At 62.1% G+C, this 24,629-nt stretch carries 30 protein-coding genes; 14 read left to right on the forward strand and 16 right to left on the reverse strand.

The window, feature by feature from the left end; all coding sequences use genetic code 11:
- Window positions 1-31: 31 nt before the first annotated feature.
- Entirely contained in the window at window positions 32-466 is a 435-nt protein-coding gene (locus tag FHS89_RS06385; RefSeq protein WP_184009694.1) for a hypothetical protein, read from the reverse strand.
- A complete protein-coding gene (gene nudC / locus FHS89_RS06390; protein WP_184009696.1) occupies window positions 467-1,423 on the reverse strand; it encodes an NAD(+) diphosphatase in 957 nt (318 codons plus the stop codon).
- Window positions 1,424-1,543: 120 nt separating this feature from the next.
- Here nudC and FHS89_RS06395 point away from each other — a divergent pair, with 120 nt between their 5' ends.
- On the forward strand, window positions 1,544-2,641 hold the full coding sequence (locus FHS89_RS06395; protein ID WP_184009698.1) for an NAD(P)/FAD-dependent oxidoreductase: 1,098 nt from the start codon (window positions 1,544-1,546) through the stop codon (window positions 2,639-2,641).
- Here the strand turns inward: FHS89_RS06395 and FHS89_RS06400 are convergent.
- From FHS89_RS06400 to FHS89_RS06445, 10 genes are all read right to left on the reverse strand, one after another.
- On the reverse strand, window positions 2,627-3,802 hold the full coding sequence (locus tag FHS89_RS06400) for a MalY/PatB family protein (protein WP_184009700.1): 1,176 nt from the start codon (window positions 3,800-3,802) through the stop codon (window positions 2,627-2,629). The genes FHS89_RS06395 and FHS89_RS06400 overlap by 15 nt on opposite strands.
- A 58-nt stretch (window positions 3,803-3,860) precedes the next feature.
- The gene (locus FHS89_RS06405; RefSeq protein ID WP_184009702.1) at window positions 3,861-4,109 is read right to left on the reverse strand and encodes a hypothetical protein; all 249 of its coding nucleotides are present in this window, start codon (window positions 4,107-4,109) and stop codon (window positions 3,861-3,863) included.
- 3 nt (window positions 4,110-4,112) lie between these two features.
- Window positions 4,113-5,024, reverse strand: a complete 912-nt coding sequence (fmt, locus tag FHS89_RS06410) for a methionyl-tRNA formyltransferase (protein WP_184009704.1) — start codon at window positions 5,022-5,024, stop codon at window positions 4,113-4,115.
- Window positions 5,024-5,527: a peptide deformylase gene (def, locus tag FHS89_RS06415; RefSeq protein ID WP_184009706.1), complete on the reverse strand. Its 504-nt coding sequence runs from the start codon at window positions 5,525-5,527 to the stop codon at window positions 5,024-5,026. Before def (FHS89_RS06415) ends, fmt begins: the two co-directional genes overlap by 1 nt.
- A 1-nt stretch (window position 5,528) precedes the next feature.
- Entirely contained in the window at window positions 5,529-6,047 is a 519-nt protein-coding gene (gene def, locus FHS89_RS06420) for a peptide deformylase (protein ID WP_184009709.1), read from the reverse strand.
- 75 nt (window positions 6,048-6,122) lie between these two features.
- Window positions 6,123-6,587 (reverse strand): ribonuclease HI, encoded by a 465-nt coding sequence (gene rnhA, locus FHS89_RS06425; protein WP_184009711.1) that lies wholly within the window; start codon window positions 6,585-6,587, stop codon window positions 6,123-6,125.
- Window positions 6,584-7,042 carry a DUF3429 domain-containing protein gene (locus tag FHS89_RS06430; protein WP_184009713.1) on the reverse strand — a complete coding sequence of 153 codons (459 nt, stop codon included), beginning with the start codon at window positions 7,040-7,042 and terminating at the stop codon, window positions 6,584-6,586. The genes rnhA and FHS89_RS06430 overlap by 4 nt, the downstream gene beginning before the upstream one ends.
- A gap of 327 nt (window positions 7,043-7,369) precedes the next feature.
- Entirely contained in the window at window positions 7,370-7,984 is a 615-nt protein-coding gene (locus FHS89_RS06435) for a LysE family translocator (protein ID WP_184009715.1), read from the reverse strand.
- Between the two features lie 85 nt (window positions 7,985-8,069).
- Window positions 8,070-9,020, reverse strand: a complete 951-nt coding sequence (gene ispH / locus FHS89_RS06440; RefSeq protein ID WP_184009717.1) for a 4-hydroxy-3-methylbut-2-enyl diphosphate reductase — start codon at window positions 9,018-9,020, stop codon at window positions 8,070-8,072.
- 67 nt (window positions 9,021-9,087) lie between these two features.
- Complete coding sequence (locus FHS89_RS06445; RefSeq protein WP_184009719.1) at window positions 9,088-9,648, reverse strand: LabA-like NYN domain-containing protein; 561 nt, start codon at window positions 9,646-9,648, stop codon at window positions 9,088-9,090.
- Window positions 9,649-9,740: 92 nt separating this feature from the next.
- Between FHS89_RS06445 and folK the strand changes: the two genes are divergently transcribed.
- The 12 genes from folK (at window position 9,741) to recO (ending at window position 19,163) form a co-directional block, all read left to right on the forward strand.
- Window positions 9,741-10,310, forward strand: a complete 570-nt coding sequence (gene folK, locus FHS89_RS06450; protein WP_184009721.1) for a 2-amino-4-hydroxy-6-hydroxymethyldihydropteridine diphosphokinase — start codon at window positions 9,741-9,743, stop codon at window positions 10,308-10,310.
- A gap of 90 nt (window positions 10,311-10,400) precedes the next feature.
- Entirely contained in the window at window positions 10,401-10,751 is a 351-nt protein-coding gene (rpoZ, locus tag FHS89_RS06455) for a DNA-directed RNA polymerase subunit omega (protein WP_184009723.1), read from the forward strand.
- A gap of 6 nt (window positions 10,752-10,757) precedes the next feature.
- On the forward strand, window positions 10,758-12,974 hold the full coding sequence (locus tag FHS89_RS06460; RefSeq protein WP_184009725.1) for a RelA/SpoT family protein: 2,217 nt from the start codon (window positions 10,758-10,760) through the stop codon (window positions 12,972-12,974).
- Between the two features lie 25 nt (window positions 12,975-12,999).
- The gene (locus FHS89_RS06465) at window positions 13,000-13,692 is read left to right on the forward strand and encodes a DUF2062 domain-containing protein (RefSeq protein WP_343051351.1); all 693 of its coding nucleotides are present in this window, start codon (window positions 13,000-13,002) and stop codon (window positions 13,690-13,692) included.
- Window positions 13,693-13,749: 57 nt separating this feature from the next.
- Window positions 13,750-14,529: a pyridoxine 5'-phosphate synthase gene (locus FHS89_RS06470; protein ID WP_184009727.1), complete on the forward strand. Its 780-nt coding sequence runs from the start codon at window positions 13,750-13,752 to the stop codon at window positions 14,527-14,529.
- Entirely contained in the window at window positions 14,526-15,152 is a 627-nt protein-coding gene (locus FHS89_RS06475) for a LysE family translocator (RefSeq protein WP_184009729.1), read from the forward strand. Before FHS89_RS06470 ends, FHS89_RS06475 begins: the two co-directional genes overlap by 4 nt.
- Window positions 15,149-15,601, forward strand: a complete 453-nt coding sequence (acpS, locus tag FHS89_RS06480) for a holo-ACP synthase (protein ID WP_184009731.1) — start codon at window positions 15,149-15,151, stop codon at window positions 15,599-15,601. Before FHS89_RS06475 ends, acpS begins: the two co-directional genes overlap by 4 nt.
- 15 nt (window positions 15,602-15,616) lie before the next feature.
- The gene (gene lepB / locus FHS89_RS06485; protein WP_184009733.1) at window positions 15,617-16,396 is read left to right on the forward strand and encodes a signal peptidase I; all 780 of its coding nucleotides are present in this window, start codon (window positions 15,617-15,619) and stop codon (window positions 16,394-16,396) included.
- A complete protein-coding gene (gene rnc, locus FHS89_RS06490; RefSeq protein WP_184009735.1) occupies window positions 16,393-17,088 on the forward strand; it encodes a ribonuclease III in 696 nt (231 codons plus the stop codon). The genes lepB and rnc overlap by 4 nt, the downstream gene beginning before the upstream one ends.
- Window positions 17,078-17,995, forward strand: a complete 918-nt coding sequence (gene era, locus FHS89_RS06495) for a GTPase Era (RefSeq protein WP_184009737.1) — start codon at window positions 17,078-17,080, stop codon at window positions 17,993-17,995. The genes rnc and era overlap by 11 nt, the downstream gene beginning before the upstream one ends.
- Window positions 17,992-18,324 (forward strand): DUF1491 family protein, encoded by a 333-nt coding sequence (locus FHS89_RS06500; protein ID WP_184009739.1) that lies wholly within the window; start codon window positions 17,992-17,994, stop codon window positions 18,322-18,324. The genes era and FHS89_RS06500 overlap by 4 nt, the downstream gene beginning before the upstream one ends.
- Before the next feature lie 77 nt (window positions 18,325-18,401).
- Window positions 18,402-19,163: a DNA repair protein RecO gene (gene recO, locus FHS89_RS06505; protein ID WP_184009741.1), complete on the forward strand. Its 762-nt coding sequence runs from the start codon at window positions 18,402-18,404 to the stop codon at window positions 19,161-19,163.
- On the opposite strand, the gene FHS89_RS06510 is transcribed toward recO, so the two are convergent.
- Both FHS89_RS06510 and FHS89_RS06515 read right to left on the reverse strand, forming a co-directional pair.
- Window positions 19,121-19,579, reverse strand: a complete 459-nt coding sequence (locus FHS89_RS06510) for an META domain-containing protein (protein WP_184009743.1) — start codon at window positions 19,577-19,579, stop codon at window positions 19,121-19,123. The genes recO and FHS89_RS06510 overlap by 43 nt on opposite strands.
- A gap of 79 nt (window positions 19,580-19,658) precedes the next feature.
- The gene (locus tag FHS89_RS06515) at window positions 19,659-21,347 is read right to left on the reverse strand and encodes an acyl-CoA dehydrogenase family protein (RefSeq protein ID WP_184009745.1); all 1,689 of its coding nucleotides are present in this window, start codon (window positions 21,345-21,347) and stop codon (window positions 19,659-19,661) included.
- Window positions 21,348-21,514: 167 nt separating this feature from the next.
- Between FHS89_RS06515 and FHS89_RS06520 the strand changes: the two genes are divergently transcribed.
- Entirely contained in the window at window positions 21,515-22,288 is a 774-nt protein-coding gene (locus FHS89_RS06520) for a sulfite exporter TauE/SafE family protein (protein ID WP_184009748.1), read from the forward strand.
- On the opposite strand, the gene FHS89_RS06525 is transcribed toward FHS89_RS06520, so the two are convergent.
- Together FHS89_RS06525 and FHS89_RS06530 are read right to left on the reverse strand one after the other, a co-directional pair.
- Window positions 22,285-23,004, reverse strand: a complete 720-nt coding sequence (locus FHS89_RS06525) for a DUF429 domain-containing protein (RefSeq protein ID WP_184009750.1) — start codon at window positions 23,002-23,004, stop codon at window positions 22,285-22,287. The two genes, FHS89_RS06520 and FHS89_RS06525, sit on opposite strands and share 4 nt — an antisense overlap.
- Window positions 23,001-24,605 carry a phosphoenolpyruvate carboxykinase gene (locus FHS89_RS06530; protein ID WP_184009752.1) on the reverse strand — a complete coding sequence of 535 codons (1,605 nt, stop codon included), beginning with the start codon at window positions 24,603-24,605 and terminating at the stop codon, window positions 23,001-23,003. The genes FHS89_RS06525 and FHS89_RS06530 overlap by 4 nt, the downstream gene beginning before the upstream one ends.
- Window positions 24,606-24,629: the final 24 nt, after the last annotated feature.

Raw genomic sequence — 24,629 nt, forward strand, 5'->3', positions numbered from 1 at the left:
GATGACATTCCTCCTTGGCGGCAAGGCCCCGTCAGGACCGCGCCAGCACCTCCACATGATTGCCTAGCCGCTTCACGGCTTTCTTGTAGCGTTTGGCGATGCGCGCCTCGGCAAGCCCCATGCCGCGCAGGGCAAGGCGCGCGCGCAATGTCTCTGCACTCAGTTCAGTGGTGACGCGCAACTCGGTCTTGCGGGGGGAGCGGGGGTGCAGGGCGACCGTGATCTTGGCCCGATAACCGCCGCCGGACAAAAGCCACCGCATGTGGCCATCCTCCTCCTCCGGCAGGCGGATCAGGGCGGCTTCCCGCTCTTTGTCACGATAGCTGCCGGTGAGCCGCCATGCGCCAGTGCCGTTTGGGCTGACAGCCACCTCCTCCACGCCAAGGGACAGACGGCATGGATCGGTCAGGATCGCTTTGGCGCGCTCGTCGTCGCATTCGATCAGGTCTTCATGGTGGAGCTTCATTCACGCCTCGTCCGCGAGCCACATTTCCAGAAGGGAGCGTGCGATTGCCCCCTTGCGCGCAGGCAGCAGATCGGGGTCGTGCCCGGCCATTGCCATCATGCACCGCTCCTTGCTCACCCACATTGCGTCCTCCACCTCCACCGGATCAAGGGTGATGTCGCGGGTCAGCGCCTCCCCCTTGCAGCCGATCATCAGGGAGGAGGGAAAGGGCCACGGTTGAGAGGCGAGATAGGTCACCGGGCCGACCTCGATCTGTGTTTCTTCGACCACCTCGCGGCGCACTGCCGCCTCGATCGTTTCGCCCGGTTCCATGAAACCCGCGAGCAGAGAATACATCCCCTCCGGCCAGCCGGGAGAGCGGCCCAACAGCACGTCATTGCCATGGGTGATCAGCATGATGACCACAGGATCGGTGCGCGGGAAATGATGCGCGCCGCAGTCAGGGCAGGTGCGCTGCCAGCCGCCCTTGTTCACGTTGCTTTTGGCACCACACCGCGCGCAATGGGGATGGGTGCGTTGCCATTCAAGGATCGCACGGGCGGTCGCCAAATCCCCGGCCTCATAGCCGCTCAAGCCGCCCATGGCGCTGCGCAGCGCGGTGAAGCCATACCGCTCGGGCAGGCTGGGATGGTGGTTGATGCTTTGGTCGATGAAGGCGCGCATCGCGTCCGCATCAAGGCTCGGATCGACCCAAGCGGAGATATCGACGGTGAAGCGCGGCGCGCCATGGGACAGGCCCAGAAACAGCATCTCACCGCCTTCGCGCAGCACCTCTGCGTCCATCGGCAGCCAGCCCGCGCGCAGGCCCTCTTCGGTGGTTTCAATCAACGGTTTGCCGCGCCACACCGGCACACATCGCGCCGCCGGATCGGCGGCCGCGCGGGCCAGCGCGTCCGGCTCACGCAGATGGGCGGCCCGGTCCAGACTGGTTTCGGAAAAGGCAATCGGATCGACCATGGCGCGCACTCCAGCAACAGAATTGACGTCGGTTGTAGGCCGAAGCGCGCGGGGTTTCCACCGATGCTTGACCTTTTTGTCCGGTCACGTCTCACTGTCGAAAACCGCAGGGAGGACAGCATGGCCAAGGCGCTGATCGTGGGAGCAGGGATCAACGGGCTAAGCACCGCATGGGCGCTGACCAAACGCGGCTGGGATGTGGAAGTGTTCGAGGCAGGGCCAGTGCCCAACCCCAAGGCCGCGAGCACCGATCACCACCGCCTGATCCGCAGCCATTATACCGATCCCGGCTATGCCGCCCGGATTTCAGAGGCGTTCAGCGCATGGGACCGGATGTTCGACGATCTGGGGGAGCGGCCTTACGCGCCGCTCGGCATCCTTGGCCTGTCGCGAGAGGAGGGCGACTGGACGGATCGCTGCCGCGCGACCATGGCCGCGCGCGGTGTGCGCAGCGATCTTTTGGACCCGGATGAGGTCGCCGCCCGCTATCCGATGCTTGAGACGGACGGTGTGCGCTATGGCCTCCTCACGCGGGATGGTGGGGCGCTGATGGCGAGGCGTATCCTGGCAGCCCTCGCGGCGTGGCTCCGGGGCGCGGGCGTCGTGATCCATGAGCACAGCCCGGTGACGGAGGTTGACCCGGCAGGCAGTCTGCGCAGCACGACAGGGCGGCATCACGCGGACCGCATCATCGTGACCGCCGGGATCGAGACGGGCGCGTTCTGCCCGGCGCTCGCGCCCAAGGTTCATCCCCGGCGGGTGACCGTGATCTATGCGCTGCCGCCCGACGATCTGCGCGAAGCTTGGGAGGCTGGCCCATGCTGGATTGATCTTGGCGGGGAGGATGACCTTTGGGGTATGCCGCCCATAGCAGGACTGCCGATGAAACTCGGGTTCGGGGCCTATACCCAGCCCGGCGACCCGGCGACGGAACGCGCGGTGCGTCAGGCTGATATCGACGCGGTGATGGGCGCCTATCAGGGGCGGTTCAAGGGTATCGAGCGGTTCACCGTGGTGGAGCCGCATGTGAATTTCTACCTCATGGCGGAGGAAGAACGCTTCCTCATGCATCAGGAGGGCGCTGCGCTTTTTGCCACGGCAGATAGCGGCCATGGCTTTAAGTTCGGGGCGCTGTCGGGAGAGGATATTGCCGAGGCTGCGGATGGCGGGAACGTGCCCGCCATCGCACGGCGTATGGCAGGGTTATTGCAGGTCTGAAAACGCGTTCTGCATCCGTGCCACGGCCTCTTTCACCACCGCGCGGGGTGTGGCGAGGTTGAAGCGCATGAACGTATCGCCACCCTTGCCGAAGGTCGGGCCGTAATTGGCCGCGATCTTCGCGTCCTGCTCGATCCGGCGCACGAATTCCTCTCGTGCCATTCCGGTATCCGCGAAATCGACCCATGCCAGGTAGGTCGCCCCCATCTCCATGCTTTTGACACCCGGGATCGTGTTGATCCCCTCGTCAAAGATTTTGCGGTTGCCGTCGATATAGGCGACCAACTCATCGAGCCACGCATCCCCTTCGGAATAGGCGGCGGTGGACATCAGGATGCCGAAGCGGTTGGGGCTTGCCCCTGCGGCCATGTGCACCTTGGAAAACCGCGCGCGCAGATCGGGGTCGGAGATGATGACGTTTCCCGTCATCCCGCCTGCAAGGTTGAACGTCTTGGACCCTGCGGTCAGCATCACCAGACGATCCGCGATCTCCGGCATGATCTTGTGAAAGACGTGATGCTTTTGGCCTGAGAACACGAGGTCATGGTGGATTTCATCCGCGACAAGGATCAGGTCATGCTTGACGCAGAAATCGCCCACGGCGCGCAGCTCGTCCTCCGTCCAGACCCGACCACCGGGATTGTGCGGGGAGCAGAGGATCAGCATCGATTCCGATCCGCTCAGTGACGCTTCCAGCGACCCAAGGTCCATGTGGTACTGCCCACCCTCAAGCCGCATTTCGCTTTCCACCAGGGTGCGGTCATTGGCGTTAATCATCTTGGCAAAGGCGTGATAGACAGGTGTGAACAGGATGATCCCGTCGCCCGGTTTGGAATAGGCTTGAAGGGCAAGGCCAACTGCCGCGACCAGCCCATGCGTGGTCAGGATCCAGTCATCCTCAACCTGCCAGCCATGGCGGCGCAGCATCCACCCCTTGATCGCGTCCTTATAGGCCCGGTCATCCCCGAAATAGCCATGTACGCCATGCGCCACCGCAGCGGCGAGTGTATCATTCACGCATTGGGGCGGTTTGAAATCCATATCCGCGACCCACATGGCGATGCCATCATCGGGGCTGACACCATAGAGCGCCTCGCACGCGTCCCATTTCACCGAATGCGTGCCTCGGCGGTCGATTACTTCGTCAAATTGGCTGGTCATGTGGTCGCTCCTGTCCTGATGGACAGAAACCTATTGCGCTGGTCGCCGGGCGCAAGCCCTACTTTCGCCGTCCCCGGTAATGGGTCGGCACGATCACCAGCGCACCGATGGAGGACACGATCGCATTCACGCCCGGGCTGCCAAATCGGATGCCGAACATCACGGTGATCATGAAAAACAGCGTTGCGCCACCAAGGCAGATGATCATCGACGGGATGATCCCATTGCGGGTGAAGCCATATTTTTCAGAGACATAGCCAATGATCCCGGCCAGAACCAAGGTGCCGAAAAATGCGAAAAATCCCATCGTCTAGCCTCCCAATATGGTGCCGGGGGTAAAGACCCGGCCCATCTGCAATCCGTCTGCGTCCTGCGCCTTTTTGCCAGCGCGCTGGGCGGCGGTGATTGTGATCGCGCCCGTGCCGCAGGCCACGCTCAGTCCATCCTCCAGCACCTGACCCGGCGCGCCTTGCTCTGATATAGGGCGGGAGCCAAGGATTTTCACCCGCTGATCCCCGATCATCGTCCATGCGCCGGGAAAGGGGGAGATGCCGCGAATGAGCCTGTCCACCTCGTAAGCCGGTTTGGTCCAGTCGATCTGCGCCTCTGCCTTGTCGATCTTGGCGGCATAGGTCACGCCGTCCTCGGACTGTGGGGCGGGTGTCACTGTCTCAATCCGCGACAGGGTGTCGACGATGAGGCGCGCACCAAGCGTTTGCAACTTGTCATGGAGGGTCGCCGCCGTATCCTCCGGTGCGATTGCCAGCGCCTCCCGCAACAACACGTCCCCGGTATCAAGGCCCGCATCCATCTGCATGATGCACACCCCGGTCTCCCCATCCCCTGCCATGATCGCACGCTGAATGGGCGCGGCCCCGCGCCATCGGGGCAGGAGGGAGGCGTGGATATTGAGGCATCCGCGCGTCGGTGCATCAAGGATCGCTTGTGGCAGGATCAGGCCATAGGCCACGACCACACCGATATCCGCACCAAGAGCCGCGAATTCCGCCTGTGCCTCTGCCGATTTCAGGGATTTCGGGTGCCGCACCTCAATCCCCAACGCCTCTGCCCGTGTGTGGACGGGGGAGGGCCGTAGCTTTTGCCCGCGCCCGGCGGGGCGGGGCGGCTGGGTATAGGCGCAAATCACCTCATGGCCCGCGTCGATCAGAGCATCGAGTGCGGCGACGGAAAAGTCGGGCGTGCCCATGAACACAATGCGCATCAACCACCCCTCCGCTGCCATTTGCGGGATTTCTCAACGAGCATCTTGCGCTTCACCGGGCCAAGATGGCTGATGAACAACTGACCGTTCAAATGGTCAATCTGATGCTGCACGGATGTCGCCTCTAGCTGCACGAAATCGCGCTCCACCGCCGCCCCTGTTTCATCGAGGTAGCGGACCGTGACCGCCCGTGGCCGCTCAATCGTGGCGGAGACGCCGGGCAGGTTCGGGCTGGCTTCCTCATGGGCGCGCAGTTTGACCGAGGCATGGAGGATCTCAGGGTTTGCCAGCCGGATCGGCGCGTTCTGCGCGGCGGAGCAATCGACGACCGCGAGCCGCAGATTGATGCCGAGTTGCGGCGCGGCAAGTCCGACGCCCGGCATGGCGTACATTGCCTCCAGCATCTCGTCCCAGATCGCGCGCACCTCGTCCGTGACCGCCTCCACCGGGTCCGCGATCCGGCGCAGGCGGGCATCGGGCCACATCACGAAAGGGCGCGGCATGTCAGGCGCGGGCCTTTTTCAGCTTTTTCATCTTGTTGGTGATCATCGTGCGTTTGACAGCCCCCAGATGGTCAATGAACAGCTTGCCGTTGAGATGATCCAACTCATGCTGCGCGCAGGTGGCCCAGATGCCATCGAAATCCGCCTGATGTTCCTCGCCATCAAGGCCGAGCCAACGCATGGTGACAGCCTTGGGTCGGGTGACTTCGGCATATTGCTCGGGGATCGACAGGCAGCCTTCCTCATAGACATTCGTCTCGTCCGAGGCCGCGATAATCTCCGGGTTCAGAAGCACCATCGGGGTCGGCTCCTGCCCCTCGTCGCGGCTGGCGCAATCCATGACGAACATGCGGTGCAGAACGCCGATCTGGGGCGCGGCAAGGCCGATGCCCGGCGCCTCATACATGGTCTCCAGCATATCGTCAGCGAGCGCGCGCAGCTGATCGCTGACATCCGCGACCGGATCGCAGGTTTTGCGCAGGCGCGCATCGGGGTGAATGAGGATCTTGCGTAAGGTCATGACAGGGATTTATGCGAGCAGACCGCGCGGGGCAATCCCAGAAAGTGAAGAGTTTGCCTTCGTGGGGTGCGCGCCCTATCCCGTCTTTTGCGGCTTATACGGGGCCATGCCCGCGCGGGCCAAGGCATCCGCCCGCTCATTTTCCGGGTGGCCCGCATGGCCCTTTACCCATTCCCATGACACATCATGCCGGGCCTGCGCGGTGTCGAGCCGCTGCCAAAGTTCCGCGTTCTTCACGGGCTTTTTGGCGGCGGTTTTCCAGCCATTGCGTTTCCAGCCATGAATCCACTTGGTCAGCCCGTCTTTGACATAAACGGAATCGGTCACGAGCGTGATCGCTGTGGGGCGGCCAAGCGCCTCCAATGCGCTGATCGCGGCCATCAGTTCCATGCGGTTGTTGGTCGTGTCGGGTGCGCCGCCGCTCAATTCCCGCTCCTTGAGGATTTGATCGCCGTCCTTGGCCTGAAGCACAACGCCCCAGCCGCCGGGGCCGGGATTGCCGGAACACGCCCCATCCGTATAGGCGAAAAAGGCGGTCATGCCAGCGCCCCGATCAGGAGGCAGATGCACACCACGGTTGTCAGCGGGATGCGCAGCGCCAGCCACCAGACCGGCGCGATCCCGCCCCGCTGAAACGTCACATCCGCCAACAAGAGCGCCAGAAATCCTGCAAAAATCGCCCAGATGGACACGTCCATGCCGCTTGATAGCGCGAAAAAGATCCAGATGGCTGGCAGCACCGTCATGGTCAATTCGCTCATGCTGGGGCTGCGGCCCGGTTGGGCGGCAAACCCCCACAGGCAGCCGCCCATGAACGCAAGGATGATCGTGCCGTAGCGCACCAAAACGACCTGACCGCCATTCGGCCCGTTTGGCAGGAACCAAAGCGCGGGCAATGTGCCCTGCGGCAACAGGATCATCGCCACCGCCCACAGGAATGGCAGCAATCCCGCCGCACCAAGGATCAGGGCTGGTCTTGGAATGCTGGCAAACATCGTGGCTCCTTTTGTGCTGATGGTTTGGGTTTTAACGCGGATCAGGGCCGCACGGCAGCCCCGGTTCCGCTTTTTATTGAAAAAGAAATGTAGCGGTTTCAGGGGGTTTCAAATTGTAACGATTTTATCGGCCCATCCGCGTGAACCAATTGCGCGCTCATGCCGTTTCCCCCCTGAGACGAGGGATCAGGCATGAGGGGGTCTGACCATCGGTGGGGCACCATAGCTGCGCCCCCTGCGGATGAGGGGCCGCATCGGGCGCAGCGCATGGTTCCAGTTTCGCGGATCACCTTGGGGGAGGTGGTTCCGCGTCAGGCGGCGGGAGCCTTAGCGGGTTTCCGCCGCCAAACGCAGCGCCAGTGCGCCAAATGCCATGGCAAAGACGCGCCGCAGCCATTTCATCACCGTCACATTGCCAAGCACATGACGCCGCGCTGCTGCCGCCGCAAAGCCATAGAGCAGAAATACGGCGAATGTCAGCGCCATGAACGCGCCGCCCATCACCGCCATTTGCACCGTTTCATTGCTCGCGCCGGGCTGGATGAATTGCGGCAGAAAGGCGAGGAAAAACAGCGACAGTTTGGGGTTCAGCACGTTGATCGCCACGGCGCGCAATCCCGTTTTGAGATAGGTGCGCGGTGTGGTCTGCGCGCCAACGTTCATCGCGCCCGCCTCCCGCAGGGTCATCCATGCCATATACAAAAGGAACGCGACGCCCGCGAATTTTACGATCTGGAAAGCCAGCGCGCTGGCATGAAGGATCGCCGCCAATCCCAGAATGGCAGCCACCAGATGCGGTACGATCCCGAATGTGCATCCTACAGCCGCCGCAACCATCGCCCGCCAGCCCCGGGTCAGGGCGACGGACAGCGTATAGACCACGCCAGTGCCGGGCGCGAGGACAACAATCAGGGCGGTGATGAGGAATTCAGGTCCGATCATGGGAACACTCCAAGGAATAGTTCCACAAACCCTAATCGTAGAAAAGCTGCCTGTCTGCCCCCAATTCTGGGGAGTTGGCAGGCGCTCAGGCCACTTTTTCGCGCAGCACGCGCGGCACCTTGAATTCCACGTTCTCCTGCGCCGTCTCGACGATTTCGACGGTGACCTCATAGCGATTGCCAAAGGCAGAGATAACCTCGTCGATCAGCACTTCAGGCGCGGAGGCACCAGCGGTGATCCCGACGGAGGTGATCCCTTCCAACGCGCGCCAGTCGATATCCGCGGCCCGCTGGACAAGCTGCGCATATTTGCAGCCCGCCTTTGAGCCAACCTCGACCAGACGGCGCGAATTGGACGAATTCGGCGCGCCGATGACGAGCAGCGCATCCACCAACGGTGCCACGGCCTTGACCGCTTCCTGCCGGTTGGTGGTGGCGTAACAGATGTCTTCTTTATGGGGGCCGACAATTTTGGGGAAGCGGGCCTGAAGGGCTGCGACGATATCTGCCGTATCATCGACCGACAGGGTTGTCTGGGTGATAAACGCGAGCTTTTCAGGATCGCGCGGCGTGATCTGCGCCACATCCTCGACCGTTTCGACAAGGATGACTTCGCCCACGGGAAGCTGACCCATCGTGCCCACTGTCTCGGGATGGCCCGCATGGCCGATCATGACCATCTGCAAGCCGTTCTGGTGATGGCGCTCCGCCTCGATATGCACCTTGCTGACAAGGGGGCAGGTCGCGTCCACAAAAACCATATTGCGCCGCTGCGCTTCCTGCGGGACGGCCTTTGGCACGCCATGGGCGGAAAAGATCACCGGGCGGTCCTGCGGGCAGTCGTCCAACTCCTCCACAAACACCGCGCCCTTCGCCTTCAGATCATCGACGACATATTTGTTATGAACGATTTCGTGCCGCACATAGACGGGCGCGCCCCATTTTTCCAAGGCCATTTCCACGATCTTGATGGCGCGGTCGACACCTGCGCAAAATCCACGCGGCGCGGCGAGATAGAGTTTCAGCGGCTGGGCCATGGGGGCGAATCTCCTGTAAACGTCGCCTGACACTATGGGGCAAAGCCGGGCAACGGAAAAGGGGACCTTATGTCTCGATCATGTCGTCGTCGCGCGGCTCCCGCGCGGGGCGGCCGATGACATCCTTGAGGTCGTCCAACTCGATGAAATTGTCCACCTGACGGCGCAAATCATCGGAAATCATCTGTGGATTGCTGCGGATCGTGGACACGACCGACACCCGCACGCCCATCCGCTGAAGCCCGGCGACGAGGGGTTTGAAATCCCCATTGCCGGAGAACAGCACGATGTGATCCACATGCTTGGCCATTTCCATCGCATCGACCGCAAGTTCCACATCCATGGAGCCCTTGATCTTACGCCGCCCTGCCGAATCGGTGAATTCCCGTGCCTGCTTGGTCACCATCGTGAACCCGTTGTAATCGAGCCAATCAATCAGCGGGCGGATCGGTGAATAATCCTCGTTTTCCAGCAAGGTGGTGTAATAGAATGCCCGCGAAAGCCGCCCACGGCGCATGAATTCTGCACGGAGCTTCTTGAAATCAATGTCAAAGCCGAGCGCGCGTGCCGCCGAATACAGGTTTGCGCCATCTACAAAGAGGGCCAGTTTTTCGTTTTGATAGAACATGTTGGAACCCATATATTGGTCAAATATGCAATTTTTGCTATGCACCCTCACTCTACGCCGCTGCGTGACGGATGCAAGGGCAGGGGGCGGCAATGCATGACTATCTGATCGCCCTTGGCGCGAATGTTCCGACAGGCAACAGCGCGCCGGTTGACACCCTCGAATGGGCGCTCACATCCCTTGCCGCAAAGGGTGTAGAGGTGGAGGCCGTCAGCGCTTTCTACGCCACGCCTGCTTATCCGGCTGGGTCCGGCCCGGACTTCGCCAATGCGGCGGCACGGGTCAAAAGCAGCCTTGCCGCTGCCGATTTTCTGGCGCTCCTGCATCAGATCGAAGCTGATGCGGGGCGGCAGCGCGTCAAACGCTGGGGGCCACGGGTGCTGGACCTTGATCTTTTGGCCGAGGGCGCGCGCATTCTGCCGGACAGGGCCGTCCTGACCGAATGGATGGGCCTGACGGCTGAGGAGGCAGCGACCCTGACGCCGGATATGCTGTTGCTGCCCCATCCGCGCCTGCATGAGCGGGGATTTGTGCTTGTCCCGCTGGCCGATATCGCCGCCGATTGGCGCCATCCCGTGACAGGCAAAACGGTCACGGAGATGCGGGATGCCCGGCCTGCGGCGGAATTGGCACAAATCCGTGCTATTCCACGCAAACTCTAGGGGAAACACGCCGGGCCGCCCTTGCATCCGGCTATCATGCGCGATATGTGCAGGGTTCGCCCCGCAGGACCGAGTTTTGGAGGATGCCGCATGGCCCGTGTCACCGTTGAAGATTGCGTAGATAAGGTTCCGAACCGTTTCGAGCTTGTCATGCTCGCGGCGCACCGTGCGCGTGAACTGTCCACCGGTGCGCCGCTGACCGTGGATCGCGACAATGACAAGGACGGGGTCGTTGCCCTGCGCGAAATCGCGGAAGAGACCATTGCCGTTGATACCCTGCGCGAGGACGCGATCGGCGCTGAGCAGGACCAGATCGAAGTGGACGAGCCGGAAGATGATCGGATGCCCGCCCTGATGGGTGAGACGTCCGACGCGCCCGAAGATGATATGTCCGAGGATGCCCTCCTCAAGGCGCTTCTCGAAGCGCAGGCCGGGCAGTAACACCGCGTGCCGGACGGAGCGAAAGCCTCGTCCACAGGAGAAGGCCACGCAGCCTTCTCCCCCACGGCTCAAGAGCTTGCCGCTCTGGTCAAGTCGTATAACCCAAGCTCTGACAGCGATCTGATCATCCGCGCCTATGCCTATGGCGCGGCGGCCCATGACGGGCAGAAGCGGCGCTCTGGCGAGCCGTATTTCACCCATCCCATTGAAGTGGCAGTGATGCTCGCGCATCAGCGGCTTGATGACGCGACCATCGTCACGGCCTTGTTGCACGACACGGTGGAGGACACGCAATCCACCCATAACGAGGTGGTGGACCTGTTCGGGGAGGAGATCGCCAATCTCGTCAACGGCGTGACCAAACTGACAAAACTGCAACTCGCGTCCAAGGAAACCCGGCAGGCGGAGGATTTCCGAAAACTCTTTGTCGCTATGTCCGCTGACATCCGTGTGCTTCTGGTCAAGCTGTCCGACCGATTGCACAATATGCGCACGATCAAGCATATGTCGCCCGACAAGCAGGCCCAGAAAGCCGCCGAGACGATGGAGATTTATGCCCCCCTCGCTGGTCGGATGGGGATGCAGGGGATGCGGGAGGAATTGGAGGACTTGTCCTTCAAGGTGCTCAACCCCGAGGCCCGCGACGCGATCCTGCGCCATTTCGTGATCCTGCGCCGCGAAACCGATGATGTGATCCCCGCAATCGCGCAAGACATCGAGCTTGAGCTGCGCAAGGCCGGGGTCAAGGCCACCGTCACGGGCCGCGAAAAACGCCCCTATTCGATCTGGAAGAAATTGAAGGCCACAGATGGCGGCTCTCCTACCGCGAATACGCCCGATGACCAGATCGAGTTTCACCGCCTGTCCGACATTTACGGCTTTCGCATTGTCACGCAGGATGAGCGGGATTGTTATGTGGCGCTTGGCGCGGTGCACAGGCGCTGGGCTGCGGTGCCGGGTCGGTTCAAGGATTATATCAGCCAACCCAAAAGCAACGGATACCGCTCCATCCACACCACGGTGTCAGGCCGTCGTGCGCGGCGGGTGGAGATCCAGATCCGCACACAGGAAATGCACGAAGTGGCCGAAAGCGGCGTCGCGGCGCATTGGTCCTACAAGGACGGCGTTCGGCTGGAAAACCGGTTTGCCACCGATCCCGTCGCGTGGCTTCAGGGTTTGCAGGATCGGCTGACCGCAGCGGAGAACCCGGCAGAGTTCCTTGAGCATGTGAAGCTGGAGATGTTCTCCGATCAGGTGTTCTGCTTCACGCCCAAGGGCGAGGTGGTCAAGCTGCCGCGTGGTGCCACGCCGATTGACTTTGCCTATGCGATCCATACCAAGCTTGGTGATAGCTGCGTCGGCGCGAAGGCGGATGGAAAGCGCATTCCGCTGTTTGCGCAACTGCGCAATGGGCAATCTGTGGTCATCATCTCTGCCCCCGGTCAGACCCCGCCGATCACTTGGGAGGACCACGTTGTCACCGGTAAGGCCAAGGCCGCGATCCGCCGTGCCGCGCGCGAAGAAAAGCGCGCAAGTCAAATCCGGCTGGGCCGCGAATTTGCCCGCGTCGCGTTCGAGAAGGTCGGCAAAAAGCTGACAGACAAGGCGCTGGGCACCGCCGCGAAACGGTTTATCGGCGTGGACCGCGAGGAATTGTTGCGCCAGATCGGTGCCGCAGAGCAATCGGCGGATGAGGTGGTCGGCTTCCTCTATCCTGAGCGCAAGGCCGCCGCCGATGGAAAAGATGCGACGCCATCGGGCGTGATCGGGCTTGAGCCGGGGCAATCGGTGCAGCCCGCCACCTGCTGCCGCCCCTTGCCCGAAGAGCGGATCATCGGCATCACCTTTCGCGGGCATGGCGTGGTCGTCCATGCCATCGACTGCCCGCGTTTGCAGGAATATGAGGATCAGCCCGAACGCTGGGTCGATCTGAAATGGGGAGACGGGCAAAGCCTTGGTATCTTCCGCGCCGATTTGCATGTCATCATGGGCAATGATGCTGGTGTTCTGGGGCGTGTCTGCTCTCTTATTGGGGAGCATGGGGCGAATATCGCCAATATCGAGTTGGAAGACCGCAAGCCGGATTTCTACACCTTCCGCTTTGAACTGGAAGTCAAAGATTTGAAGCATATTTTGCGTATTCAGACGGCGATTGAGGCCGATTCTGCGGTGTCATCCGTGCGGCGTCTGCGGACCAATACCGCCGTCGCCCCGAAACCATAGTCCGATGAAGCGAGGCTGATCCCCGGTGTTCAAAAGGCGAAACCCGCTCTCCCGTGCCGAACGGTTGCGCGCCTATGTGATGCCGCGCACCGGATGGATGCGCGCGCTGGGCTATATGGGGCACCGGCTGCGGCGCCTGCCGGATCGGCCAAGCAAGGTGGCGCTGGGTCTCGCGGTTGGGGTGTTTGTCTGCTTTACGCCGCTCTTTGGGTTTCACATCGCGGCGGCAGCGGCGCTGGCATGGCTGATTGGTGGCAATGTGCTGGCCGCGATGATCGGTACGTTTTTCGGCAATCCCGCCACGTTTCCTCTGATCGCGACCATCAGCCTGTGGTTCGGGCGCAAGGTGCTCGGCATCGGGCATAGCTCAGAGACGATGAATGATTTTGAGCTTGTCGCCTTCGCCTTTGCCAAGGCGTTTCTTGGCGTTTGGCAAACGATGAAAAGCCTCGTGACGGATGTGCCTGCCGCTTGGGGGATGCTCGGCACCTTCTTTCAGGAACTTTTCCTGCCATACATGGTCGGCGGTCTGATCCCGGGTCTGATCGCGGGCGCGATCACGTTCTTTGTCAGCCGCCCGCTTGTCGCGGCCTATCAGAAGCGCCGGCGGGATAAGTTGCGCGCGCGGGTCGCAAAACGGGAAGCCCGTGCGCGGCTCGCCGCCGAAAAGGCCGCGCTCAAAGCGGGCAACGCAAAACATTCCCCGCCCAAGGGCTGACCTGCGCGAAATTTCGGTCTATCTCTTGGAAACCGAAGGCTATGGAAGGACATGGCGATGACAGATCAACCCTTGGGCCGGCTGCGGCTTGGCGTGAATATTGACCATGTGGCCACCGTGCGGAATGCCCGTGGCGGGGCCTATCCTGACCCGGTACGCGCGGCAAAACTGGCCGAAGCTGCTGGGGCCGATGGCATCACCGCGCATCTGCGCGAGGATCGTCGCCACATCACCGACCCGGATATCGAGCGCCTGATGGAGGCGCTGACGCTGCCGCTGAATTTTGAGATGGCCGCCACGGATGAGATGCAGGCCATCGCCCTGCGCCACAAACCGCACGCTGTCTGCATTGTCCCTGAACGGCGGGAGGAGCGCACAACCGAAGGCGGGCTTGAGGTCGCGCGGGAGGAAAACCGACTTGCCCATTTCATCGCCCCATTGGCAGAGGCCGGGTGCCGGGTGTCGATCTTTATCGCCGCCGACAAACGACAGATCGAAGCCGCCGCACGCATCGGCGCGCCGGTGATCGAATTGCACACGGGCGCCTATTGCGATGCTCATTCCGAAGGCCGCTTTGCGGAGCGGGATGACGAATTGAGGCGGCTCGCCGATATGTCCGCCTATGCCACATCCTTGGGGCTTGAGGTCCATGCCGGCCACGGCCTGACCTATGACACGGTGAAGCCCATCGCCGCCTTCCCGGAGGTGATGGAACTCAATATCGGGCATTTCCTGATTGGGGAGGCGATTTTCTCTGGGCTCGACAGTGCGATCCGGCGGATGCGCGCGCTGATGGATGAGGCGCGGCAGGATGCGTTCGGGTCGGGTGCCGCATGACCGGGCCGGACCTGTTGCTGATCCTAGGGGCTGCGTTGATCGCAGGCGGCAGCCCCGGCCCCGCGACGCTCGCCATCACGGGCACCGCGATGACCCAAGGGCGGGCAGCGGGGCTTGCCCTTGCATCGGGCGTGACGAGCGGGTCGTTCATCTGGTCCATCGCGGCGGCGCTCGGTCTGAGCGCCCTCATGGTCAGCCATGTCTGGGCGGTGGAGGTGATGCGCTATCTCGGGGCCGCGTATTTGGGCTGGCTGGCGTTCAAATCCGCGAAATCCGCATGGAAAGGGGGCGCGCTCAAAACGGTTGAGATCGACACGAAAGGGCGGCTTGGCCGCGCCTATGCGAAGGGCTTGGCGCTGCACCTGACCAATCCCAAGGCGATCCTGTTTTTCGGCTCATTGTATGCCATCGGTGTGCCACCGGGCAGCACACCCGCTGACCTGATGATCGTGATTGCCGCCGTGGGCCTGCAAAGTGCGATTGTGTTTCATGGCTATGCGGTCCTGTTCTCCACCGGTGGTGCGATGCGGGCCTATGCGCGGATGAAGCGCGGGTTTGAGGCCGCGTTTGCCGTCCTGTTTGGTGCGGCAGCCCTCAAGATTTTGACGGCGAGGCTGACGTGATACTTGGCATCGGTACCGATCTTGCCAATATCGAACGGATCGGGCGCACGCTTGATCGGTTTGGTGAGCGGTTCCTCAATCGCGTGTTCACCGATACCGAACGCCGCCGCTCCGACAATCGGGCGGAGCGGGTGGCGAGCTATGCCAAACGTTGGGCCGCGAAAGAAGCCTGCTCCAAGGCGCTCGGCACTGGCTTGCGCATGGGCATCGCGTGGAAAGACATGGCCGTGAGCAATCTGCATACCGGGCAGCCGGTGATGGAGGTCACAGGCTGGGCCAAGCGGCGCTTGGCGCAGATGACGCCCGATGGCTACACCGCGATCATTCATGTATCGCTCACCGACGATCACCCATGGGCGCAGGCTTTCGTGACCATCGAAGCCCGCCCCAACAACGCGCCCACCCTTGACTCGGTCCCCCCGAGTGGAGACAAGCGCGCGAAGCATTGAGCAAGGGCTGAGAGCATGGGAAAAAAGGACGAAGGCGGATTTCTGGAAACGGTCAAAACGATCGTCTACGCGCTGCTTTTGGCGGGTCTGTTCCGGACGCTGTTTTTCCAGCCGTTCTACATCCCGTCCGGCTCTATGAAAGAAACGCTGCTGATTGGCGATTTCCTGTTCGTGAACAAGATGGCCTATGGCTATTCGCGGTATTCCTGCCCGTTCTCCATCTGCCCGATTGAGGGCCGGTTGTTCGCCAGTGAGCCGGAGCGGGGCGATATCGTCGTGTTCCGCCATCCCACAAATGGCACCGATTACATCAAGCGTCTGATCGCGATGCCGGGTGACACGGTGCAGATGGTCGATGGGCGTGTGGTCCTCAATGGCGACATGCTGCCCCATGAGCCGCTGGGCGTATTCACCGAAACCTTCGAACCGCAGGGCGGGGCGGGCAACACGCCGCGCTGTTCCAACAGCCCGGTTGCCCTTGGCGGGGCGTGTGAAAAGCGCGCTTACCGCGAAACGCTGCCCAATGGGGTCAGCTATACGGTGCTCGATACCGCCAATATCTACACCGACAACACGCCGACCTATACCGTGCCCGAAGGCAACTATTTCTTCATGGGCGATAACCGCGACAATTCCGTGGACAGCCGCGTGGCACAGCGCGCGGGTGGCGTCGGGTTCGTGCCCTTTGAGAACCTTCTCGGTCGGACCAGCATGGTCGTGTTCTCCTCTGGTGGGTCGTCCATGTTCGCAATCTGGTCCTGGCGGTTTGATCGCTTCTTTGAGGGGTTGGAGTGAGCCTGACTGCCGCGCAAACGGCCTTTGCCCGAAACCTCGGCCATGCGTTCGCCAATCCCGCTTTGCTGGAAACGGCGCTGACGCATTCGTCGATCTCCTCCAACGTGCGGCCCGCCAATGAACGGCTGGAATTCCTTGGTGATCGGGTTTTGAACCTTGTTATCGCGGAGGCCCTGCTGGATCAGGACAAGGCAGCGCAAGAGGGCGACATCGCCCCGCGCCTCAACGCGCTGGTGCGCAAGGAAACCTGTGCCGAAGTGGCCGAAAGCATCGGGCTTGGCGAGGCGCTGATCCTTGGCCGGGCAGAGGCGAAATCGGGCGGGCGGCGCAAGATTGCCCTTCTCGGTGACGGGATGGAGGCAGTGATCGCCGCCGTGTACCGCGATGCGGGGTTTGACGCGGCCCGCCGCGTGATCCGGCGGCTCTGGCATGATAGGATCAAGGCCGCGGACAAAATGGAGCGGGATCCGAAAACCCAGCTTCAGGAATGGGCGCAGGCGCGCGGATGGGCGCTGCCCCGGTATGTGGATGTGGATCGCAGCGGCCCGGACCATGCGCCGGTGTTTGGCGTTGAGGTCCGGTTGGAAAATGACATGGCCGCGCGCGGCACGGCGAAATCTAAACGACAGGCCCAGCAGGAGGCTGCCGCCCAGATGCTCGCGCGGATCGAAGGATTGAATGATGACGGATAAGATAACACGCGCGGGCTTTGTCGCCCTGATCGGGGAGCCGAATGCCGGCAAATCCACCCTGACCAATGAAATGGTCGGCGCGAAAGTGTCGATCGTGACCCATAAGGTGCAAACCACCCGCACCCGCATTCGCGGCATCGCCCTTGAGGGCGACAGCCAGCTTGTGTTTGTGGACACACCGGGCCTGTTTCGACCCCGACGCGGGCTCGACCGCGCGATGGTCGCTGCTGCGTGGTCGGGGGCAGCGGATGCGGATGTGGTCGTGCTGATGATCGAGGCGCATCGCGGCCTGACGGATGGCGTGCGCGCGATCATCGAAGGATTGGGAGAGCGGAAAGACCAGACCATCGCGCTCGCCATCAACAAAATCGACCGGGTGAAGGCCGAAACCCTGCTGGCGCTGAGCGAGGAGGCAAATGCCGCCTATCCGTTCGAGCGGACCTTCATGATCTCTGCTGAGCGCGGGCATGGGGTGCGCGATCTGCGGGCATGGCTGGCCGATGAGGTGCCCGCGGGCCCGTGGCTCTACCCCGAGGATCAGATTGCCGATCTGCCATTGCGCATGATCGCGGCGGAAATGACCCGCGAAAAGCTGACGCTGCGCCTGCATCAGGAATTGCCCTACCAACTGACCGTAGAGACGGAAAAATGGGAGGAGCGCAAGGACGGCTCGGTCAGGATCGACCAACTGATCTATGTGATGCGGGACGGGCACAAAGGTATCGTTCTTGGCAATCGGGGTGAGACGATCAAGGCGGTGTCGATGGCGGCACGCGCCGAGATGGCCGAGTTTCTGGATCGGCCCGTGCATCTTTTCCTTCAGGTCAAGGTTCGCTCCGGCTGGATGGAAGACAGCGAGCGCTATGAGGAAATGGGGCTGAACTTTTCCGACACCAAGGGCACATGAGCGCCCCGCGCCTTGCCACCGGATTTTGGGTCGCGGCCTATCGCGCACGGCTGGCACAGGCGGATATCCCCTGTTTCGTGACTGCAAAGGGCGATGAAACGGCAGGAGCCGTTATCGTCAAACTCAACACGCTGGATGGGCAAGCGCGGGCCTTTCACCGGACCTATGGGGCGGATTGGGAACGGGTCTGGGCGGAACTTGCCGCAGGCCCGGACGCGGAGGTCGAGGCCGCCCTTGACCGGCAGCGCCAATATGACCCTGACCTGTGGATCATCGAGGTGGAGGACCGCGCGGGGCGGCATCTTCTGGAAGAGGACGGATTGCGGTAAAGAGGGGATGCCGCCCTGACGGGCGGCATGCGCTGACGCGCGTGGATATTTGGAGAAAGTGAATTGGGAGCAGGGTCGTGATCCAATGGGAAGGGGAGGGCATTGTTCTTTCCGTGCGACCCCATGGGGAAAGCTCTGCCATTGTTCAGGTATTCACCGAAGCGCAGGGCCGTCATGCGGGCGTGGTGCGCGGCGGGGCATCCCGCAAGATGACCCCCGTATTGCAACCCGGCGCGCAAGTGGCCGTGGAATGGCAAGCGCGGCTTGAGGATCATATCGGGAGCTTTCGGGTTGAGCCGGTGCGCAGCCGGGCTGGGCTTTTGTCGGACCGGGCCGGGCTTGCCGGATTGACCGCGATTTGCGGTCTGTTGCGCGAATGCCTGCCAGAGCGGGAGGCCCATGGCGCGCTTTATCGTCGGACCGGGGTTTTGCTTGACGCGATGGTCGCCGGGCATAGATGGGACGCGGCCTATGTACTTTGGGAATTGGACCTCTTGGGCGAGTTGGGGTTCGGGCTGGATCTGTCGCGCTGTGCGGTGACCGGACAGACGCAAGAGCTTGCTTATGTCTCTCCCAAATCGGGGCGGGCGGTCAGCCGAGGCGGCGCGGGGGAGTGGGCGGATCGGCTGCTGCCCAATCCGGCCTTTCTTGGCCTTCGTGACCTAGAGCCGCCGCCCGATCAACTGCGCGATGGCTTGTCGCTGACCGGTCATTTCATCCGGCAATGGCTGGTGCCAGCCTTCGGGCGCGCGGGCCTTGCCGATGAGCGGGACCGGTTGGCCGCAGTTTTAACCCGTCAGGTCGGATCGGGCGCATCCTCTACCGGGGCATCCGGATAGAAAGCGTCGAAGGTCATCACCGCCGCCCCGCCCTCATCCAGAAGCGTCAGGGTGCGATCCTCAATCTGCCCCGACCGGGCAGTCAGCAGCGTCTGGATGAAATCCTGCTCATATTCGATCTCGGGACAGGTCGCGCGGGTGGTGACAACCGTTTCCACGCGGAAGATCGGCCCGGTGCCAAGGTAATTGCCCTGAATGCTGTTGCACGGTCCCTGACCGTCAATGAAGCTGCCGGAAAGCTGCAAACGGATCAGTGACGTCGCGTCCTCCCCGGCGAGGGTGGCGAGTTGCCATTGCGCATCCCCCAAACGCTCCGGCGGGGGCGGCGGGGTCCATGGGGCGGCCTGGTCGGTTGGCACAGGCTCGCAGGCGGCGAGGGTCGCGCAGGCAAGCGCAATCATCCCTAATCGTTGCATTATGAAACTCCCCAAACATTTGTTGCCACATGGGTAACAAGCCGCTTGGAGAGTGGCAACGATGCTCAACCCGTGATTGTCAGCGGGTCTTGGCGCGATTTTCCAGCACGCGCCGGGCAATGACCTGTGCCTGAATTTCCGCCGCACCCTCAAAAATGTTGAGAATACGCGCGTCACACAGAATGCGCGAAATCGGGTATTCCAGCGCAAAGCCGTTGCCACCATGGATTTGCAGGCCATTATCGGCTGCGGCCCACGCCACACGCGCGCCCAAAAGTTTGGCCATGCCCGCCTCCAGATCGCAGCGGCGATCGGCGTCTTTCTCGCGGGCGGAGAAATAGGTGAGCTGCCGCGCGATCATAATCTCCACCGCCATCATGGCGAGTTTTGAATACACTCGGCCATATTCCGCCAATGCTTTGCCGAACGTCTCCCGCTCAAGGGCGTAGCGCATCGACACATCAAGCGCGTTTTGCGCCACGCCAATGGCGCGGGCTGCGGTCTGGATGCGGGCCGATTCGAAGGTTTGCATCAACTGTTTGAAGCCCTGGCCCTCAACCCCGCCCAAAAGCGCGTCTTTCGGCACTTTATGCCCGTCAAGCGCGAGGGTGTATTCCTTCATCCCGCGATAACCAAGCACTTCAATCTCCCCGCCATGGATGGTGTCATCGGGGAAGGGCGTGTCATCCGTGCCGCGCGTTTTCGGGGCGAGGAACATCGAGAGGCCCGCGTAATTGTCGGTGCCGGGGATCGTGCGGGCGAGCACGGTCATCACATCGGTGCGCGCGCCATGGGTGATCCATGTCTTGTTGCCCGTGATCGTCCAGCCCTCGTCATCCTCAACCGCGCGGGTTTTCAGCGCACCAAGGTCGGAGCCGGTGTTGGGCTCGGTAAACACCGCAGTGGGCAGGGTTTCACCGCTGGCAAGTTTCGGCAGCCATTCGGCCTTTTGCGCGTCGGTGCCGCCGCACAGGATCAGTTCAGCCGCGATCTCCGACCGGGTGCCGAGCGAGCCCACGCCGATATAGCCGCGCGACAATTCCTCTGAGACGACACACATGGCCGTTTTGCCCATGCCGAAGCCGCCGAACTCCTCCGGGATGGTCAGGCAGAACACGCCAAGCTCTGCCATCTCTTCGATGATGCCCATGGGGATCAACTCGTCCTTCAGGTGCCACTCATGGGCATGGGGCAGCACCCGGTCGAGGGCGAAGCGGCGGAACTGGTCGCGCACCATGTCGAATTCATCATCCAGCCCCGTCGCGCCGAATGTGGTCGCCCCCTCACGCTCCACCATCAGGCGGGCGAGGTGGCGGCGGGCGGTATCGGTGTTGCCCTGCGCGATCAGGCGGGAAATGGCGGGATCGGTGGCCATTGTGCGTGCCTCTGCCGCCACGCCAATATCCGCGGGCCGGGCCAATTCGCCCTGGCTCATGGGCAGGCCGCCCGTCAATTGCGCAAGGTATTCGCCCAGCCCGATCTGTAGCAAAAGCTGCTCCATCTCACCAAATGCGCCATCAGCCTCCAGCGCCTCGGCCCATGCGGCCATTTGGGTGATGCTCTCCGCATAGGTCGCAACCCAGGCAAGCGCGTGTGCGGCGTATTGGTCGGCCTCCAGCGCCTTGCCCGAAATCCGCTCTCCTGCCGTCACGCGCGCGGCCACGGCATCCGCCGCCGCATCCGCATATTGGCGCACGGGGGCCACCGCCGCGCGGGACAGGGACAGCAGGTCCGACAGGATCGGGCTTTCGGGCAGGGTATCTTTCATCGGGCTCTCCATCATGCGGCGTCGCAGCATTCTCTTCGCAGTTGCGGGCAAACTAGCTTTGCAGGGAGGGAGGGTCAATCTCTATCCGCAAGAAAATGACGCGATATTGGGTCACACCGGAATTATATTAGCATTGTGTTTGCTCAAGCCGCGTGGGACATCACACCATGCTCGACACGCTCCTGTCTGATATTGGCCCGACCGCGATGGTTCTCGCTGCGCTTGTGATGTTCACGGCGGGGCTGGTGAAGGGCATTGTCGGCTTTGCCCTGCCGATGGTTGCGGTGAGCGGGTTAGGCTCCTTCCTGCCCGCGACATATGCCGTGGCGGGGCTGCTGTTGCCCGCGTTGCTGACCAACATCTGGCAAGGGTTGCGTGACGGCCCGCGCGCGGCGTTTGAGACGGTCATGAAATGGTGGCGGCTAACAGTGATCGTCGTCGTGGTAATAGGGTGCGTGGCGCCTTTTGTGGCGATCATGTCCCAGCAATTGCTGTTCCTGATCCTTGGCGTCGGCGTGACCGGCTTTACGCTGTTGCAACTGTCCGGCTGGACCCCGAGTGAGGCGATGGTGCGCCATCAGGTTGCCGAATGGCTGGCGGGTATCTTCGCGGGCATCTTTGGCGGATTGGCCGCTGTCACTGGCCCGCCCATCGTGCTCTATCTGTTGGCGAGCAACGTCAAGAAGGCCGAGCAGGTGCGCCTGCAAGGTATCATCTTTTTCCTTGGGCTTGCGTTGTTGGTGGTGATCCATGGGCAGACGGGCGTGCTGAATGCGAGCACCGGGCCGCTGTCGGTTTTGCTGATCCTGCCTGCCTTCGCGGGAATGGCGTTGGGGCTTTGGGTGCAGGACCGGATGGATCAGGTCACGTTCCGCCGGGCAACACAGATCGTGCTGGTGATCGCGGGGCTCAACCTGCTGCGGCGCGGGATTTTCGCCTAGAACCAGATCTCGGCCCTGAGGCCATTCGTGTCCGTTTCCGGCGTCTCGGGAATATGCTGCGCCGTGCCCGCGATGCAGCGTTGAGCGGTGCGGATCAGGATACAGGCATCCAGAAGGTCATCCGTGCCCCAGCGCCCTTTTCGTCGTCCAAGCATGACGGGAAGGTCGTCGTGATACAGCCCAAGGGTCCGCAGCAGCGCAATCCGCGTATGTCGCCATTGGCTGCGTTTCTTCGGGCCAAGGGTCTTGCCCGCAGCCTCAAGAAAGGAAAGCTCTGGGTGCCCCTCCCGAATACGGTTTTGAAGTGCGGGAGTGATCTGCCGGTCGGCCTCATCAATCTTGTTGAGGATATGAAAGGCCTGAAGCGTGAGCTTTTTGCCCAGCATCGCGGCGTTGATGTCGCGGTAAGCCATGCCGCCCCGCCACATCTCCAGCGCGGGGCGGGGTGGGGCCGGGAACACGCGCGATCCGACGGAACGATGCCCATCGGTGTTTCCCTCTTTCAGCAGACGTCTTGCGATGCCGTCCGTTGCGCGCGGGCGTGTTCCGTCCATGGGCAGGCCGACAGGCGTGTCAACGACAATCATCGGGTCCGGCCAGCGGTCTGCCACATCGAGGAGGCTAGGCAAAATGGCCGCCTCCAAAATGCCGGAAGGCTGGCGCGCAACCGCGAGCCAGCCCCCTTTGCACCCGTCTATCCCGACGGGAATGGTCACGCGGCCTTCACAGCCGCGGCCAACACATCTTCCCCGACGAAGGGCTCATACTGGCCAAAATTCTCGGCAAACATGGACGCAAGTTTCGCAGCCTGCGCGTCATAAGCGGCCTTGTCATCCCATGTGCGGCGCGGGTCGAGCAGCACATCCGATACCCCATCGACAGAGATCGGAACCTCAAAGCCGAAATTCGGGTCGGTGCGGAACGTGGCATCCTTGAGCGATCCGTCGAGGGCCGCGTGCAGCAGCGCCCGCGTCGCGCGGATCGGCATCCGGGAACCGGTGCCATAGGCACCGCCGGTCCAGCCAGTGTTCACCAGCCAGCAATCCGCGCCATGCTCTGCGATCTTGTCTCGCAACAACGCGCCGTAAACCTCTGGCCGACGCGGCATGAAGGGCGCGCCAAAACAGGTGGAGAAGGTCGGCTGAGGCTCTGTCACGCCCTTCTCGGTCCCGGCCACCTTGGAGGTGAAGCCCGACAGGAAGTGATACATCGCCTGCGCAGGCGTCAGCCGCGCGATGGGGGGCAGCACGCCAAACGCATCACAGGTCAGCATCACCACATTGCGCGGATAGCCCCCGATGGAGGTTTCCGACGCGTTGGAGATGTAATGCAGCGGATAGGCGCAGCGCATATTCGCCGTCAGGCTGTCATCCTGAAAATCCAGTTCCTTGGTGTAAGGATCATAGACCATGTTTTCGATGACCGTGCCGAATTTCGACGTGGTGGCATAGATTTCAGGCTCGGCCTTCGGGTTCAGGTCGATGGTTTTCGCGTAACAGCCACCTTCAAAGTTGAAGGTGCTCTCTGACGTCCAGCCATGCTCATCATCGCCGATCAGCACGCGGGACGGATCGGCGCTGAGCGTCGTTTTGCCGGTGCCAGACAGGCCAAAGAAAACGGCGGTGTCCTTGGGATTGCCCGGCGCGTGGTTGGCCGAGCAGTGCATCGGCATCACGCCCTTTGCGGGCAGCAGGTAGTTGAGGATGGAGAACACGGATTTCTTGTTCTCACCAGCATAGGAGGTGCCACCGATCAGCACGAGCTTCTCCTCAAAGCTGATCGCGATCACCGTCTCAGACCGGCAGCCATGGCGCGCGGGATCGGCGTTGAAGCTAGGGCAGTTCAGAACGGTGAATTCAGAGGTGAAGGTTTCCAGCTCTTCCAATTCGGGCCGCCGCAGCAGGTGACGGATGAAAAGGTTGTGCCAGGCAAGCTCGGTCACCAGGCGCACGTTGAGCCGGTATTCCGGGTCCGCGCCACCATAAAGGTCCTGCACGAACATCTCGGACCCTTTGACATGCTTCAGCATGTCCGCCTTGAGCACCGCGAATGCCTCCGGGCTCATGGGCTTATTGTTTTCCCACCAGATGGAGTCTTCGACGGAGGCTTCGCGCACGACAAACTTATCCAGCGGCGACCGCCCGGTATGTTTGCCGGTGGTGACAAGGAATGCCCCCCCGCGACCAACCTCGCCTTCGCCCCGGCGCACGGCGGCGTTGATGAGGTCATGCTCCAGCAGATTGTAATGAACGGTTTTAACACCAGTGATCCCCGACTGCTCCAAGCGGAACGACGGATTGACCTTGCCAGTCTCCATGTGGACTGAACTCCCAGGATTTGG

Origin of the sequence: Rubricella aquisinus (assembly GCF_014199445.1) — a bacterium.
Classification (GTDB): domain Bacteria; phylum Pseudomonadota; class Alphaproteobacteria; order Rhodobacterales; family Rhodobacteraceae; genus Rubricella; species Rubricella aquisinus.